15 protein-coding genes are annotated in these 15602 nt (G+C 32.8%); 8 read left to right on the forward strand and 7 right to left on the reverse strand.

Translation table 11 applies throughout. The features are described from left to right. Positions 1 to 26: 26 nt before the first annotated feature. From V7719_RS04105 to V7719_RS04130, 6 genes are all read left to right on the forward strand, one after another. Positions 27 to 461, forward strand: a complete 435-nt coding sequence (locus V7719_RS04105; RefSeq protein WP_335728602.1) for a DUF1801 domain-containing protein — start codon at positions 27 to 29, stop codon at positions 459 to 461. Between the two features lie 9 nt (positions 462 to 470). Then, on the forward strand, positions 471 to 905 hold the full coding sequence (locus V7719_RS04110) for a GNAT family N-acetyltransferase (RefSeq protein WP_335728603.1): 435 nt from the start codon (positions 471 to 473) through the stop codon (positions 903 to 905). A 145-nt stretch (positions 906 to 1050) separates the two neighbouring features. Further along, positions 1051 to 1752, forward strand: coding sequence for a CPBP family intramembrane glutamic endopeptidase (locus V7719_RS04115; RefSeq protein WP_335728604.1), 702 nt, complete (start codon positions 1051 to 1053; stop codon positions 1750 to 1752). A gap of 50 nt (positions 1753 to 1802) precedes the next feature. Continuing rightward, positions 1803 to 2363 carry a TetR/AcrR family transcriptional regulator gene (locus V7719_RS04120; RefSeq protein ID WP_335728605.1) on the forward strand — a complete coding sequence of 187 codons (561 nt, stop codon included), beginning with the start codon at positions 1803 to 1805 and terminating at the stop codon, positions 2361 to 2363. Between the two features lie 69 nt (positions 2364 to 2432). Further along, the gene (locus V7719_RS04125; RefSeq protein ID WP_335728606.1) at positions 2433 to 3179 is read left to right on the forward strand and encodes an SDR family NAD(P)-dependent oxidoreductase; all 747 of its coding nucleotides are present in this window, start codon (positions 2433 to 2435) and stop codon (positions 3177 to 3179) included. A gap of 175 nt (positions 3180 to 3354) precedes the next feature. Further along, positions 3355 to 3774, forward strand: coding sequence for a DUF2141 domain-containing protein (locus tag V7719_RS04130; RefSeq protein WP_335728607.1), 420 nt, complete (start codon positions 3355 to 3357; stop codon positions 3772 to 3774). A gap of 77 nt (positions 3775 to 3851) precedes the next feature. Here the strand turns inward: V7719_RS04130 and V7719_RS04135 are convergent, their stop codons facing one another. Genes V7719_RS04135 through V7719_RS04145 form a run of 3 tightly spaced genes read right to left on the reverse strand, consistent with a single transcriptional unit; the run spans position 3852 to position 7647 of the window. Then, positions 3852 to 6143, reverse strand: a complete 2292-nt coding sequence (locus V7719_RS04135; protein ID WP_335728608.1) for a TonB-dependent receptor domain-containing protein — start codon at positions 6141 to 6143, stop codon at positions 3852 to 3854. Between the two features lie 5 nt (positions 6144 to 6148). Next, positions 6149 to 7075 carry a FecR family protein gene (locus V7719_RS04140; protein ID WP_335728609.1) on the reverse strand — a complete coding sequence of 309 codons (927 nt, stop codon included), beginning with the start codon at positions 7073 to 7075 and terminating at the stop codon, positions 6149 to 6151. Between the two features lie 59 nt (positions 7076 to 7134). Continuing rightward, entirely contained in the window at positions 7135 to 7647 is a 513-nt protein-coding gene (locus V7719_RS04145) for an RNA polymerase sigma factor (RefSeq protein ID WP_335728610.1), read from the reverse strand. A 127-nt stretch (positions 7648 to 7774) separates the two neighbouring features. Here V7719_RS04145 and V7719_RS04150 point away from each other — a divergent pair, with 127 nt between their 5' ends. After that, complete coding sequence (locus V7719_RS04150) at positions 7775 to 9283, forward strand: hypothetical protein (protein WP_335728611.1); 1509 nt, start codon at positions 7775 to 7777, stop codon at positions 9281 to 9283. Between the two features lie 186 nt (positions 9284 to 9469). Further along, entirely contained in the window at positions 9470 to 10408 is a 939-nt protein-coding gene (locus V7719_RS04155) for a LysR substrate-binding domain-containing protein (RefSeq protein ID WP_335728612.1), read from the forward strand. A gap of 56 nt (positions 10409 to 10464) precedes the next feature. Here the strand turns inward: V7719_RS04155 and V7719_RS04160 are convergent, their stop codons facing one another. The 4 genes from V7719_RS04160 to V7719_RS04175 all read right to left on the reverse strand — a co-directional run bounded on the left by V7719_RS04160 (position 10465) and on the right by V7719_RS04175 (position 15468). After that, entirely contained in the window at positions 10465 to 10659 is a 195-nt protein-coding gene (locus tag V7719_RS04160) for a hypothetical protein (RefSeq protein ID WP_335728613.1), read from the reverse strand. Positions 10660 to 10843: 184 nt separating this feature from the next. Next, entirely contained in the window at positions 10844 to 14050 is a 3207-nt protein-coding gene (locus V7719_RS04165; protein WP_335728614.1) for a DUF7619 domain-containing protein, read from the reverse strand. A gap of 98 nt (positions 14051 to 14148) precedes the next feature. Beyond that, positions 14149 to 14946, reverse strand: coding sequence for a TIGR00266 family protein (locus tag V7719_RS04170; RefSeq protein WP_335728615.1), 798 nt, complete (start codon positions 14944 to 14946; stop codon positions 14149 to 14151). Between the two features lie 66 nt (positions 14947 to 15012). After that, complete coding sequence (locus tag V7719_RS04175) at positions 15013 to 15468, reverse strand: DUF4442 domain-containing protein (protein WP_335728616.1); 456 nt, start codon at positions 15466 to 15468, stop codon at positions 15013 to 15015. Positions 15469 to 15602 lie beyond the last annotated feature (134 nt).

The following is a 15602-nucleotide window of genomic DNA, read 5'->3' on the forward strand; positions in this document are numbered from 1 at the left end:
TAACTTAGTTGCTTAACCAAAAACTCATGGCAAAGAATAAGACGACCGAAACAGAAGTCAATGTCATTGATTTTATCAATTCATTTGTAGACAATGACCAAAAGAAAACCGATAGCTTTCAACTTATAGAATTAATGAGCAAATGGTCAGGATTTGAACCTAAAATGTGGGGACCAACAATTATAGGTTTTGGCAGTTACCACTATACTTATCCTAGCGGACGCGAAGGAGATGCTCCATTAATTGGTTTTTCCCCTCGAAAAGCTTCCTTCTCACTTTACGTATACTCACCCATTGAAAAACACAAACACTTCTTGGATGATTTAGGCAAGTTCAAAATGGGGAAAGCTTGTATCTATGTAAAAAAACTCACAGACATTAATATAGTAATCGTTGAAAAAATGAGCAAAGCAACCATTGCTTATCTTAACGAACACCATGAATGTGCGTGTCGAAATTAAAATGAAAAAATGATTAGAAAACATACAGCACTGGATTTAGAACAGATTATTAGTATATGGTATGAATCATCAACATTAGCCCATCCTTTTTTGAGCTCTAGTTTTGTTGAAAAGGTGAAGTCGGATATGACAAACATCTATATTCCTAACTCTGAAACTTGGGTATACGAAATTGATAATTCTGTAGTTGGGTTTATAAGCATGATAGATAATGAAATTGGCGGACTTTTTGTTTTACCAAATAACCATTCCAAAGGAATTGGCACAAAACTAGTAAATTTTATTAAAAAAAATTATTCAGAATTGGAGGTCGAAGTATTTGAAAAAAATTATATCGGAAGAGCATTTTATGATAAATACGGTTTCAAAATCATAAAAAAATACAACCATCTCGAAAGCTGCAATAACGTATTAAGGCTAAAATTGACAGTTAATAACAGCTAGTTCCCACTTGGAATAAACATTGTTTGCTTTGTGTATACCTAAAAAGTATTGGCAACCTTAATTTTGATTCCGAAATAATAAATCACAACTAATTGTAACATTTATTGAGCTTAGGAGGTCAAATAAAAACTAACTAAGCAATTCTATGGTATCAACTATCCAAAAACCAAAGCAATCCATAAATCATAAAGGCATCTTACTCGATTTAACTATTTACATAGCCGTTATGTTTTTAGTGAGAGAAGTATATATTCCAAACTTATTTTCGTTGCTTAACGGCTTATTATGGACATTAACAACGTTGGCAGTTGCAACTTGGAGAATGAAAGCCAGAGGGTACACTTGGAAAGATCTAGGTTTAAGAAAACCCAAAAGTTTCAAAAAAACATTACTAATTTCAATTCTTGTCGTGATTGTTATTGCTATAGCAATAATAACCTTTAATATCCTCCAGGAAACACTGGGCTTTTTAGGAGAATCAGAATCTACATCTAAAAGTTCAAACTCAAGCTTTAAATATTTAAAAGGAAATTGGCTCATGTTCTTTTCGATTATGCCAATAGTTTTAGTAGAATCATTCTTGGAAGAACTACTCGATCGCGCATTTTTAATTACATGGTTTGAAAAACTATTTTCGAAAACAATGATAGCTACTATTTTGGCTGTCTTAATGCAAGCATTAATATTTGGTTTTAGACATTCAAATGATATTTCAGAACGCTCTATAACTGTCGCTATAATTGGCTTAATAATGGGAATTGCCTATGTGAAATTCGACAGAAATTTATGGCCAATAATTATAGCACATTGCATTTTAAATACAATGTCTATGATAGATAGAGTGTAGAAAATAGACAAGTCTGTCTGTTTTTAAAAAATTTTTTATATATTTGCCAAATGAAACACGCTTTAGTTAAAGATCATATCATTCAAACTGCTTCGAATTTGTTCTATCAAAATGGGTATAACCTCACTGGTATAAACGAAATCATTAAGGAAGCTGGTATTGCTAAAGCTACCTTATACAATCATTTTAAATCCAAGGAAGATATTTGTATCGCCTACCTTCAGCATAAAAATTCTGCCTTTATTACTGAAATAAAAGCCTTTGTTGCCGAAAGAGAAAAAGGAGAAGAACGCATTCTGGCGCTATTTGATTACTTAGATCTGTTTTTCAATACCAAGAACTTTAACGGTTGTTGGTGTATCAATACGATTTCTGAAATTCCGAAGAAAAACACAACTATTAGAGCTAAAATTTTAAAACAAAAGCACAGCTTAATTGATTATATCACTCAGCTCATAAAAGGTAATTTGGAAGCTGTTTCCGCAGAAAAAAGTGAAGCGATTGCAAAACAAGTCTACTTACTTTATGAAAGCGCAATATCTGAAAGTTATTTACAAGACGACATCTGGCCTATTCATTCGGCTAAAACAATTTGCAAACAACTAATTTAAAACTAAAAAAATTTACATTCACATAGACAGACTTGTCTGTCTATTATTACTTAAAAACAAATATATATTATGAAAGAATTCGAAAACAAAACAGCACTCATTATTGGCGGAACCAGTGGTATCGGCTATGAAACAGCACAACATTTATTAAATGAAGGTGCAACAGTACATATTGTAGGTCGTTCTCCGGGAAAGGTAGCAGATCAACAGAACTTAATAAAACATAAAGTAGATATTACTGATGCTTTAGAAGTCGATGCTTTAATTTCCAAAATCGGTAGCTTAGAAAACTTAGACTATTTGGTAAACGCTTCAGGGGTTTTTGGACCTAAATCTTTTTTAGATCATACTAAAAGTGATTACGATTCGTATTTAGATTTGAATAGAGGCTTTTTCTTTATTACACAATCTGCAGCTAATAAAATGAAGGATACTTCTGGAGGATCTATCGTTAACGTTGGTTCAATGTGGGCAAAGCAAGCGGTTAAGGCTACTCCTTCATCGGCCTATTCTATGCAAAAGGCAGGTTTACATTCATTAACGCAACATTTGGCTATGGAACTAGCAGATTATAATATTAGAGTCAATGCTGTCTCTCCAGCTGTTGTACAAACACCTGTATATGATAGTGTATTTGGAGGAAAAGAAGAAGCCAAAAAAGCGCTTGAAGGTTTTAATGCCTTCCATCCTATTGGACGAATTGGAACACCAAAAGATGTAGCGAATAGCATTACATTCTTATTATCTGATAAAGCCTCTTGGGTCACAGGAGCAATTTGGGATACAGATGGTGGCGTGAATGCTGGACGTAACTAGAAGGAATTATATTCAATAAATAGATCATGAAGCACATCAATTTAACCTGATGTGTTTCCTTTTTTACATTTCAGCCATAAAAAGTTACAGTTCGGTTATTCTCTTTGTGGAAAGTCTTCGTTTCGTTGGATATTTGAATCATCAATAACAAACAAATCATTTAAAATAACATATTATGAAAACTTTATTTTTATCAATCGCATTAGTAGTAATTTCAACTTTAGGATTCGCTCAAGACACAAAAGGACAAACAATCACAGTATCCATTGAGAACGCTGTAAGTGATGACGGTCAATTTCTAGTCTCTCTAAACACTAAAGATACCTTTATGAAAGGTGCTGGAATTCAAAGCTCGGAATCAAAAATTAAAGACGGAAAAGCAACCATTACTTTCAAAAATGTGCAACCTGGAGAATACGCAATCATGGTATTACATGATGCTAATGATAATAATAGAATGGATTTTGAAGAAAACGGCATGCCAAAAGAGTCATACGGAACATCTAACAATCCAAGAAGTTTTGGACCTCCAATTTATGACGATGCAAAATTTAAAGTAGAAAAAGAAGATCTAAAATTAGCCATCAGATTTTAGTATAAAACACATCAATCAAAAAAATCAATCCATTATTTAGTCGAAAAAAGAACCTTAGTCATAAGGTTCTTTTTTTATTACCAGTACAATCGAAACATTAAGTTAGGTGTAAAGCCAATAGAAAACTTATCAATGGCTTCTATATCAGCATTAAAGTCATTATTACCACGATACTCACGACTTATCAAATTAGTCTTACTGTAAACATTTCGTATTGATACACCTACTTTAGCTCTTAGCTTGTCATCTTTAGAAAATTTAAAGGTATAGGTTGATGAGAAATCCAAGCGATGATAATCTGGTAAGCGCTTAGAATTTATCCCATCGTTAAACTCCAAACCATTTTGTCCATCAACAGATTCGGTATAAGGCTTTCCGGTTTGCCATCGCCATCCCAGTGCGACTTGCAAATTTGAAACCTTATAACTCAGCGATGTCGTAAATGCGTGTCTCACATTAGATCTGGACACAAAAAAGGCATCAGCATTTAAGTTTTGGTATTTACTTTCAGAATTATTAAACGAGTAACTCAACCAAGAATTAAAACCGCCAAATCGCTTTCTTAAAAACACATCAATGCCATAAATCTTCTGTTCGCCCAAATTAAACTGACTGCCTTGGGGATTCAAAAAACCAAAAGACAAGGCCGTAATATTATCTAATGTTTTGTAATAATTATCGATATCAACGGTCCAACCGTTATTCGTATAAATAAAACCTGCGGAAATCTGCTTGCTATTAATAATTGGAAACTCTTCACCATTTGCCAATCGCCAAAGCCTATTTTCTAGTGACAAGTCACTTATTATCGTTTCATCTATCTCGCTAATTACCTGATTTTTTATCTCTCCAGAAACTTGAAGCTTTACATTTTTAAAGAGTTGTTTATACAAATTCAGTCGAGGCTCCAATCTAAAAGCATCCAATTCGTTAAAATAAGTTGCTCTAGCGCCAACGGAAATATCAAAAACTTTCGAGTTTTTATACTCGTAATTTCCATATACACTATGCGTTTGTACAACCGTTTTATCTTCATCAAGAATAAATTCCAAATTTGTTGTATTTAAAAAGGCATAGGCAACATCTTTCAGGCTGTACTGATATCCTAGTGTAGCCGAATTATTATCGTTTATGCGTTGTTGAAATTCGGTAGAAATCCCAGAATCAAAAATAACATTACGTTTTTCAAAATCTGATATTTGCTCTCCATTTTCCGAAGTAATAAAATGATAATTGAGTTTATATTCTGAAAAATATGCAGACGTATGCTGTTTTAAATTAGAATTCCATGTTGTATCCCAACCCAAGCCATAACCTGAGTTTTTAATCGACATTAGATCAGTAAAGGTTTTATTACTTTCGGTATCATTAACGGCATAATCCAATTCGTTATCAATAGAAATCACGCTGGCATATACCCTATTATTAGCATTAGGTTGATAGTTAAGCTTTACATTATAATCTAAAAAACTAAAGTCATTGTTTGAGTTATCTCCATTTTCAATTTTAGTGCTTTCAAACACTTTATCCGCCAATTGGTCAAACGTATAAGACTGATAAATATTCGTATAACTCGACCTCACCGAAGCCTGAACACCTAACTTATTTTCAATAATTGGAGTCTCTATGTAAGCATCTCCATTGATCCCATTAAAGCCTAATTGTGCTTTAAATTGGTCTTCAATCTTGGTGTTGGTAGTCATAGAAATTACACTAGAGGCACGTTCACCATATCTTGGGTGCGTTCCTTTATTGATAAAAGTTACATTTTTTGTAGCGTTGGGATTAAATGGAGAAATCATTCCAAAGAGATGTCCTTTATGATACATATTGATGCCATCCCAAATCAATCTGTTTTGATCCATCTTACCGCCTCTAACTAGAAAACCAGAAGCTGTTTCGTTTGGACTAACAACTCCTGGTAGTAATTGAATACTTTCTAAGACATCTGGTTCGGTGAGACCAGGCAATATGCCGAAACTGGCTGGATTTATTTTATAGGAGGCGTCCTTTCGTTTCGAGATCCCTTTTGTGAGATAACGTGTGAGAATAATTTTATCAAGCTCTTGAATATCGAACTCGTGTTCAGCTTTATTGACTATGATATAGCGATTAGCTACGATTTCAAAACTAAGATTGGTTTCGGTTTCTATAGCCTTAAGCAATTGTTTTATGGAGCGTTTCTCTTTTTTTAAACTGATGGTTTTATTCTTTATGACCTCATCTTTGAATGAAAATCGAACATCATAAACATCTTCAATAGTTTCAAAAGCATCTTTTAGTGATTCACTATCGAAATGGATGTAAAATTTAGCCTCTTCTTGCGAAAAGGCTAAAAAAGGTAGAATTAGTAAAATATTGATAATCAATTTCTTCACTTTGTGCTCAAATAGATGTTTCCTTTTTCTTTTTCAATGTATCGTATTTGTAAAGACTTAAACACCGTTTTTAACGCGATATTCAAATCTTTATGAGTAAAACTACCTGTATAAATTTGTTTTTGATCTATGTCTTTATCATGAATTGTAATTTGGTATTGTGATTCCAATGCAGAAATCACATATTTTAAAGGCACACTTTTAAATGAACTTTCGCCATGTATCCATGTTGGATTTGCGCCTGATGTTTCCCATTTTTCGATAGTGTTGCCATTAATTCGTCTTACCGAATTTGTTGGCAATAACAAATAATCCTCATTTTTGGTCTGAACACTTACTTTTCCTTCGAAGCAAATCACTTCAAACAAATCGCTAACACTATTCACATTGAATTGCGTTCCTAAAACGTTCACGTTTCCATTTTGAGTTTCTACTGTAAACGTACTTCCTTTTTTAACTTTAAAATAAGCCTCGCCATCAAGGTTTAAAGTTCGATTAGACTCCCAATCATCTTCATTATAAGTCAAGGTAGATTTGGAGTTAAGTATCACCTCAGAACCATCTAAAAGCGCAATTGTTTTATGTTCACCATAATTAGTTTCTATAGTAATCATATCATCGCCAAGAATGGAGAATAACCCAAAAAACAAGACAATAGATGCGGCAACACCAATGAGCCAACTATTTGGGTTTAGCTTACGAACTTTAGTACTCTTCTGAGTAATGTTTTCTTGAATTTTTTCAAACGAGGCATCGGTTGATGAATCTAAAACCTCAAAAGTTTCAATCCCTTTTCTTATTTTTAAAAAGGCATTAAAATCAGCTTCAGATACCAAAGACTTTAGCGCTGTATCAGAGAGTTTCCCTTCCAACCATTCTGCTAAAAATGTATCCTTTTCGTTATTTAAATGTTCTGTATTCATAAGATTTCTACTATTAAGACAATTGGGTTTCATAAAACCCTACCCTAAATTTTATTTTTTTAAATATTTCCTATATCTCGTCGGATTACTAAAAGTGCCAAATGCATTCTTTTCTCCACTGCTTTAACCGAAATATCCAACTGTACTGCAATCTCTTTATATTTCTTTTTTTCTATTCTATTAAGTAAAAACACTTCTTTTTGTTTTTCTGGAAGTGTATTAATAGTACGATCGAGCTTTTCCATAAACTCTTTCTCTAGCATTATAAATTCGGGAGATTCATTTGTGGTATGATTCACTAAACTTTGTTGATGTTTTCTAACGACCTGTTCATGTTTTACAATATTTAAAAATGTATTTGATGCGACAGTGTACAAGTAGCTTTTCACACTTTCATGATTCACTTTACCACAATTATCCCAAAGTTTAATAAAGGTTTCCTGAAGAATATCTTCGGCTTTATCTATATCTTGGGTTTTATAAAATATAAATCTTCTAAGGTCTTTTGCATACTTTCGATATATGGACTCAAAAGTTTTAGAATGACATATGTTATCTTGATCTTTAGTCATTAATTGGTTTAAATGTGAACATGTCAAAACTAAATAAAAAAAAATTAGAGAAAAAAGTAGGGTATTCTTTTTAAGTGTTGTCTTAGTAATGATTAATGTCAAATATTATAAATCAAAAAAAAATGTTATGAAAAGAAATTTTAAATTATTCCTTTTAAGCTTCGCTTTAATTGCGGCTTTCTTTACATCATGTACCAATGATGAACCAGTAATAGAAGAACAAAATATTGATGAAAGTGCATCTATCACGGCATCCTTATCTGAATTAAGATTACAATTCAACAACCAAGGAAATATGATTCCAGATGAAAACCCAACTGGAAATATTGTTTTCGATTTCTGTTTTGATTTTGTGTATCCATTAGACTTATCTTACAATAACGGTACAACTGTTACTGTAAATAACTTAGAAGATTTAATTGTAGTGATAATCAATTCTAACGATGACTTATACGTAAATGGTATCGCATTTCCTTTTGATGTAGAAACTTATGACGATGATTCAGATGCAATTGTTGTTGTGACTATCAATAATGAAGAGGAATTTGTAGACTTATTAGAAGACTGTGATTTTGATGAAATTGATGATTGCATTTGCACTCAAGATTACAATCCAGTATGTGTTGAAGTAGAAGCTCCTGATGGAGAAACATTTTTAATGACATACCCAAATGCTTGTGCTGCTGAATGTGACGGATTTACAGAAAACGATTTTGCCGAAAATTGCGAAGAAGATTATAACTGCCCTGGAGGAACTGAATGCTTTACATTTAATTTCCCATTAACAATTATTACAGATAATAACGAAACTATTACTGTAAACTCACAGGAAGAATTAGATAACTCATTATACAATGCTTACTATTTTGATTTTGTATACCCATTTGATGTAACCTTAACTGATGATGATGACGATGAAAATGAAGTAGTTACTATAAACAATGTAGAAGAATTTGAAGATCTTTTAGAAGATTGCTTCGATTATGATGATGATGACTGCGATTGTGAAAATGTAGCAGGTCCTGCAGTATGTGTACAAATAGAAACAGGGTCAGGTATAGAAATTATTACACTGCTAAATGCTTGCGTCGCAGAATGTCTTGGCTATGATTCTGAGGATTTTGTAAACTGTCAAGATGAAAATGAATGTATTGAGTGCTTAGATCAAGAAATTGATCCAGTATGCGTACAAGTTGAAACGCCTAATGGAGGTGTAGAAATTATTGTATTCCCTAATGCTTGCTATGCAGAATGTGAAGGATTTGACGCAGATGATTTTGTAGACTGTGAAGATGATAATAATGGAGCAGATTGCTCTGAAGAAGATATCTCCGCCATTCTAGAAGAATGCCTGTGGTATGCTGGAACCAACTTAATAAATACCTTTATAGCAGATACATTTACATTTAATGAAGATGGAACTATAACGATTACAAACACAGAGTCTGAAGACACATTAACAGGAACATGGGAAACATCAAGTAATCCAAATGGAGTCGTATTTGTGTTTTTAACCTTGCCTGCTCCATACGATGTTATATCACAATATGACTGGACTGTGGTTGCATGTAATGAAGCATTTATTCAATTAGAATCTGGTAATAATTTCTTAGCATTTGAACGTGAGTGCGAATAAATCATATTTAGTGATAAAACTATATTAGTTGGTTGGTTATTATTTTAATTAACATTAAGCCCTTCGAGAGTCATCTTGAAGGGCTTAATTATTGTTTATATAAATGCAAATGGGTTTTATAATTAACAATATCTATCATAGTTTTTATGAATAGTTTTTGTATTTTTATAGCCTAAATGAATTACAATGACAATTACACAGTTAAATTACGTATTAGCCATAGCAGAACATAAGAACTTCACCAAAGCTGCACAAAAATGCTTTGTTACACAACCAACGCTAAGCACACAAATTCAAAAATTGGAAGATGAATTAGATATTCAAATTTTTGATAGAAGCAAAAAACCTATCGAACTCACAGATGTTGGTCGCAAAATTGTACAACAAGCCAAGAATATTGTAGACGAATCTGATCGTATTCAGGATATAGTAGATCAGCAAAAAGGATTTATAGGCGGAGAGTTTAGAATAGGAATTATCCCAACAGTAATGCCCACATTACTACCTATGTTCCTTAAGAGCTTTATTAAAAAATATCCTAAGGTAAAGCTCAAAATTGAAGAGTTAACAACAGAAGAAATCATCACTCGAATTCAAGATGGTCACTTAGATGCTGCCATTGCGGCAACACCATTAGAGCACGTTAACATTAAAGAACGCGTATTGTATTACGAACCTTTTGTTGGCTATATTCCTAATGATCATCGTCTAAAGGATAAGAAAAAGATAGATGTATCGGATTTAGACATTAATGATATGCTTCTATTAGAGGATGGACATTGTTTTAGAGATGGTGTCATTAACCTATGCAAAGCTTTTAAAACGCATCAAGATGACCAATTTCAATTAGAAAGTGGTAGTATAGAAACTTTGGTTAAATTATCTAATGAAGGCCTGGGAATGACACTACTTCCCTATCTCAACACTTTAGATTTAAATGAAAAAATGTCAACCCAACTTCATCATTTTAATGAACCATCTCCAGCTAGAGAAGTGAGTATTATTTATCATAAAAATGAATTAAAAATGCAGATTATTGACGCCTTACATAATGTGATTTCAGGAATCATTAGAGGTGCTATCGCATTTCAGAATGTTGAGATTATTAGTCCGATAGCTAAATAGCATAAACTAACATTACATTTAAAAGCATAAAAAAGCGACTCGTAAGTCGCTTTTTTCTATTTTAATAAGATTAAACATTGATCTAATTCCGGGTTCTGTAAGATTAAAGATTTAATGTAAATCTTAAGCTCTTCAATTTCATAAGGTAATAAGCGTTGAAGGGCTTTTTGTAATTCTTTACAGAATAAGCTAGCATCGAAACTAACTTTATTAAGTACAGTTTTCGTGTACTCAAACATTGCTCTCGCCATTTTTTTAATTGGGTTTAGGGTTTAGAGTAGATTTGTCGTATAGGCAATATTTTTGTTTTAATATATCCTAAATGTAGTAAAAAAATCAATCCGTTGAACGAGAAATTCCAAATTTTAACAGCTAATTATATGTTAAAGCCAATTTATCGCCACATCAATACAGGTCAAAACCTGAGTCATTACGCTACTTTTTAACCAGCTTCAAGGTTTCACTTCCATTGTTAGTAACTACTTTTAAAAAGTAAATTCCGGCTTGTAGCGCACTTAAGTTCATTTGATGGTTTGAGTTATCAAATTTCGACCTTAATATGGCGCGACCATTAATATCATATATGGTTGCAGCCTTTAGAATAGTATCACTCTCAATAGTCAAGATATTAGTAACTGGGTTTGGATACACTCTTGTATTAACCGTATTAAAATCTGAAACACTTAATTGCTCTTCGGAAACTTCGGTCGTATAGGTATTCGTTATGATTGGTGCATTAAAATCGAAGTAGATCTCTGCTTGGTTAGAAAAGGTATCACCAAGAACTAAAGTGTCTAAGGTTTTAATTTTGAACACAACATAACCATCATTATTGGCATCGTCAAACGGTAAATTGATATTATCGAAAATGAACTTTACTTGGTTTCCTTCATCAATTCGAGTATAGAATTCGTGACCACCATCTAAGGGTACTAAAGAGGATATATCAAATTTGGTTTCATCTATATAGTCTATGATTACAATATTAGTAGCATTAGTGGTTCCAACATTTTCAAAACGAATGATGTAGTGCACATATTCTCCTGCACGTTCTGGTAAAATATTTTCTCCTTCTAAACATCTAATGTCATTTGGATCTAATGAATTGACAACGATTTGTTTTAAATTGAATATATTATTATCAGGAGTCTCATCCGTTTGGGTATGAATAATAGAAGCGTTAAAATTTAACTCATCACCAGAATTCAATGGAAAATTAGGATCTGTTGGTGTGTTCATATTAAACTCTATTAGTATCTCTCGTTCTTCAAATGGAGCCAAATCAGAATAATTCCAAGTAAGAACATTGTTGACATTTAAATTTTCAGTAGGAATAGAAGAAAGGTGAGACATATAGTTAGCGCTATTACTAAAATCAAAACTCAAGTTCCCCGAAAGTGCATTAGTACCTACGTTTTTATAACTCAACTTATACATAGTATCAAAACCCGGAATGGCTTGATTAATTGGTGAAATTAGAATTTCGAGATCATTAAAATCATCTGTTGGAGTAATGCAAAAATCTTGAGTCATCGGCGATATCTGATCTGGAAACTCAACTGTAACCGAACTTGGCGAAACCGTAAAATAGTCTGGATTTTCTAATTCTGGAGTAATGATAAATTCTCCCTGAATTAACGGAATACTATAACTACCCGTTTGATTGGATATGTAATTTCCATTGAATACACTATTGTCTATGCTAAACTTCAAATTTGGTACTGAAGAATCAGATTCTAAACAGTCATCTATGTTCGTATTTAATTTATTATTTCCTTCAAGAGCATAAAATTCTCCATCTGGAATAAATGGGCATTCATCACTTATAACACAGTTTACGAGACCTGCATCTTCTATAGCTTCAGTTACCCAAAGAATTTCAGCCGACCATCCTGTATAGTCGGTATTATCTATACAAACATAACTTAAATCAGGATTACCAGTTATCCCAAATCTGTATACACATTGGCAATAACCTTCACAACAGTCAATATATAAATTATTTCCGTTTTTCAAATTTAAATACAATAGCTGGTTTTGAGTTACATATAATTCCCACAAAGAACCATTTTGAGACATGTCTAATACAGTCAAATTATTATATGACACATTCAACTCTTTTAAATTAGTGTTTTGAGACACATCTAATACGGTCAAATTATTATCGAAAAGACCTAGAAATCTTAATAAAGATAAATTACTTACATCCAACTCATCTAATTCATTTATTCCAATCCGCAATGAAGTTAAATTAGAGATAGTACCTAGATTAATACTAGATATGTCATTAAAATCAGCGTCTAATATCTCTAAGTTTAAGTTATTAGAAACATCCAAACTTGAGATGGCGTTATTACTACAATCAAATTCAACTAACGAAGGCATATTGGTTACGACAGCCTCAGGAATACCTACATTGTTTCCAACATTGTAATGGGTTAACAAAGGAAAAGTACTTGCATTGATACTTGAAATATCCGATATATCATTATTATATAAATTCAATGTTTCTAATAGCGGATAGTTACCTACAGTCATTTCAAAGGAAGGCAAATCACTGTCCTCAAAATTGATTTGAGTTAGCATGTTATTTGTTGCAGGAACATTCAATACAATTGGAGAAATAATGTTATTCTCTTGGAGAAACAAATTTTTCAGTGATGTAAATTCATTAGTACCAAAATCTATAGTATCTAATCCATTCGTCCTTATGTTAATGGTTTCTAAATCTGGATATGTAGACTGACTTAAATCCAAATCATCTAAGTCTTGATACCATAATTTTAATGTTCGAAGTTTAGTACAATTGTCAATATTAATCGTATTTAATCCAACAGTTGGGTGATTAGACATTGCCCATTGATTATCTTCAGTTACTATAGAGTTAACATACAAATATTCTAAATTTACGTTACTGCTCAAATCTAAATGATCTATATCATTATTGTTATTATATCCAGACCAACCTATATCAACTCTTAAGTCAACTAAGCTTGTAAAATAATCTATGCCTTCCATTGAGGTAATATCTTTATCAGAAACTATCAAACGCACTACTTGACTTGCTTCTTGTTGAGATACCTCACCATCAAAATTTGTATCTATAGAATAAGGATAATTAGTTCCAATTTCATCATTATCCATACAAGAGTAACAATTGAGAAGATAATTTTTAAAACTAATGTCTGGAAAATCTATAATTTCATCTACGATGAGAACGTCACAGCTAATTACTGCTTCCCATCCTGCAGTTATACCTGTTTCATTTGACACAAATTGAAAAGTAAGACAACCACTTGGATTTGATTGTGATGCAGTAACAGTTCCTGGTCCAGATCCACCTCCACCAGCGTAGGACCCTATGATTGGTGCAGATGTATTATCACCATCATAAATAGTTAAAACATCAACGTTTAATTGTGTATTGAAACTGAGAAAATCTACGGTTATTGATTCACCAGAAACTTCAGGGCAAATTGTTGATACATAATTTTCATTATTTGAATAGTTTCCTCCTAAGCCTCCAGAATCAAAAAACAAGTCTGGTGCACATCGGTTAAACGTACCATCTTGCATATTCAAATCCTGCGTAAAAGCCTGATATGAAAACAGAATAAAAACAACTATTAATAAAGCCCTCATAAGCATCGTTTTGATTGTGATATATTTAGCTCTATAAATGTAAGAAAGGTTGCATCAAAAACACAATCTTTTACATAATTTTCCTACAAAAATTAGATTTAAAACCTATTATCGCCATCAAGCAAGTCTCCTAAACCTCCCAGTATACTACCTTCCCCTTTACTACTTCCGCCTTTTGGTAAGGATGAGATGATACGACCAGCCAATCTACTAAATGGTAAAGATTGTATATAGACAGTTCCTGGGCCTTGCAGCTTCGCAAAGAATAAACCTTCACCTCCAAAAATGGTGTTTTTAATGCCGCCTACAAACTCAATATCATAATCGATATCTTGAGTAAAGCCAATAATACAACCAGTATCTACTTTTAAAATTTCCCCAGGTTGTAATACTTTTTTAGCCATGGTTCCTCCAGCGTGTACAAAGGCCATGCCGTCACCTTCAAGCTTTTGCATGATAAAGCCTTCACCTCCAAAGAGCCCGCGACCCATTTTTTTTGAAAACTCAATCCCTACGCTTACACCTTTAGCTGCACAAAGAAATGCATCCTTTTGGCAGATAAACTTCCCGTTGTTTTCAGTAAGATCTATCGGTATAATTTTTCCTGGGTACGGTGATGCAAACGACACATTTCGTTTTCCAGTGAGGTCATTGTAAAAAGCAGTCATAAATAAGCTCTCTCCAGTAAGGATTCGCTTTCCTGCGCCTAATATTTTCCCTAAAAATCCTTGGTCTTTTTGTGAACCGTCACCAAAAATGGTTTCCATTTTGATGCCATCGTCCATCATCATAAAGCTTCCAGCTTCTGCAACAACGCCTTCTTGAGGGTCAAGCTCAATTTCGACATATTGCATTTCTTCTCCGTAAATTCTGTAATCTATTTCGTGTGATGTCATTAGTTTATTGTTTAATTGTTGATGTCTTTATATGTTGACGACTTCTCTATTTTGTTACAAAGCATTTTAACTTCTAAGCTTAAGCGTCCATTCAAAATTGAAATCTGAAACTTGGATACCTTCTTTATTTATGCCCTTAGAATTTAAGGTTACGGTTTGTCCTTCTCCTGTTTCAATAGCTTTTTTAATCGCCAAGTCTATTGCTTCGCCTTGGTGACATGTAAAGGTAATTCTACCAGTTGCCTTTTTTGTAAACGATGCATTATTAGCAGCGACGAGTATAGAAATCCGTTTTCCGCTTGCTTTAGCTTTAGACATTACCAAAGCACCTGTTGTTAACTCGGCAGCCATACCTTGAACAGCCCAAAACATCGAGTTAAACGGGTTTTGATTTATCCATCTATGCTTTACTGAAACAACACATGTAGTGTCATTTATTGATTTTGTACGCACACCACAGAAATAAGCTGCTGGTAATTTGAATATTAAAAATGCATTAAGTTTTCTAGGTGTAATGGTCATGTTTACTGGATATTTCAGCTAATTTATTGAAAATAATCGACATGACAATTTGTTAAATTTATGTTAATTTTTAGTACTATGCGTAACATAATACCTTTTTAAAGACATATATTTGTATAAGAAATTACTATATG

This window comes from Psychroserpens sp., assembly GCF_036960315.1.
Taxonomy (GTDB): domain Bacteria; phylum Bacteroidota; class Bacteroidia; order Flavobacteriales; family Flavobacteriaceae; genus Psychroserpens.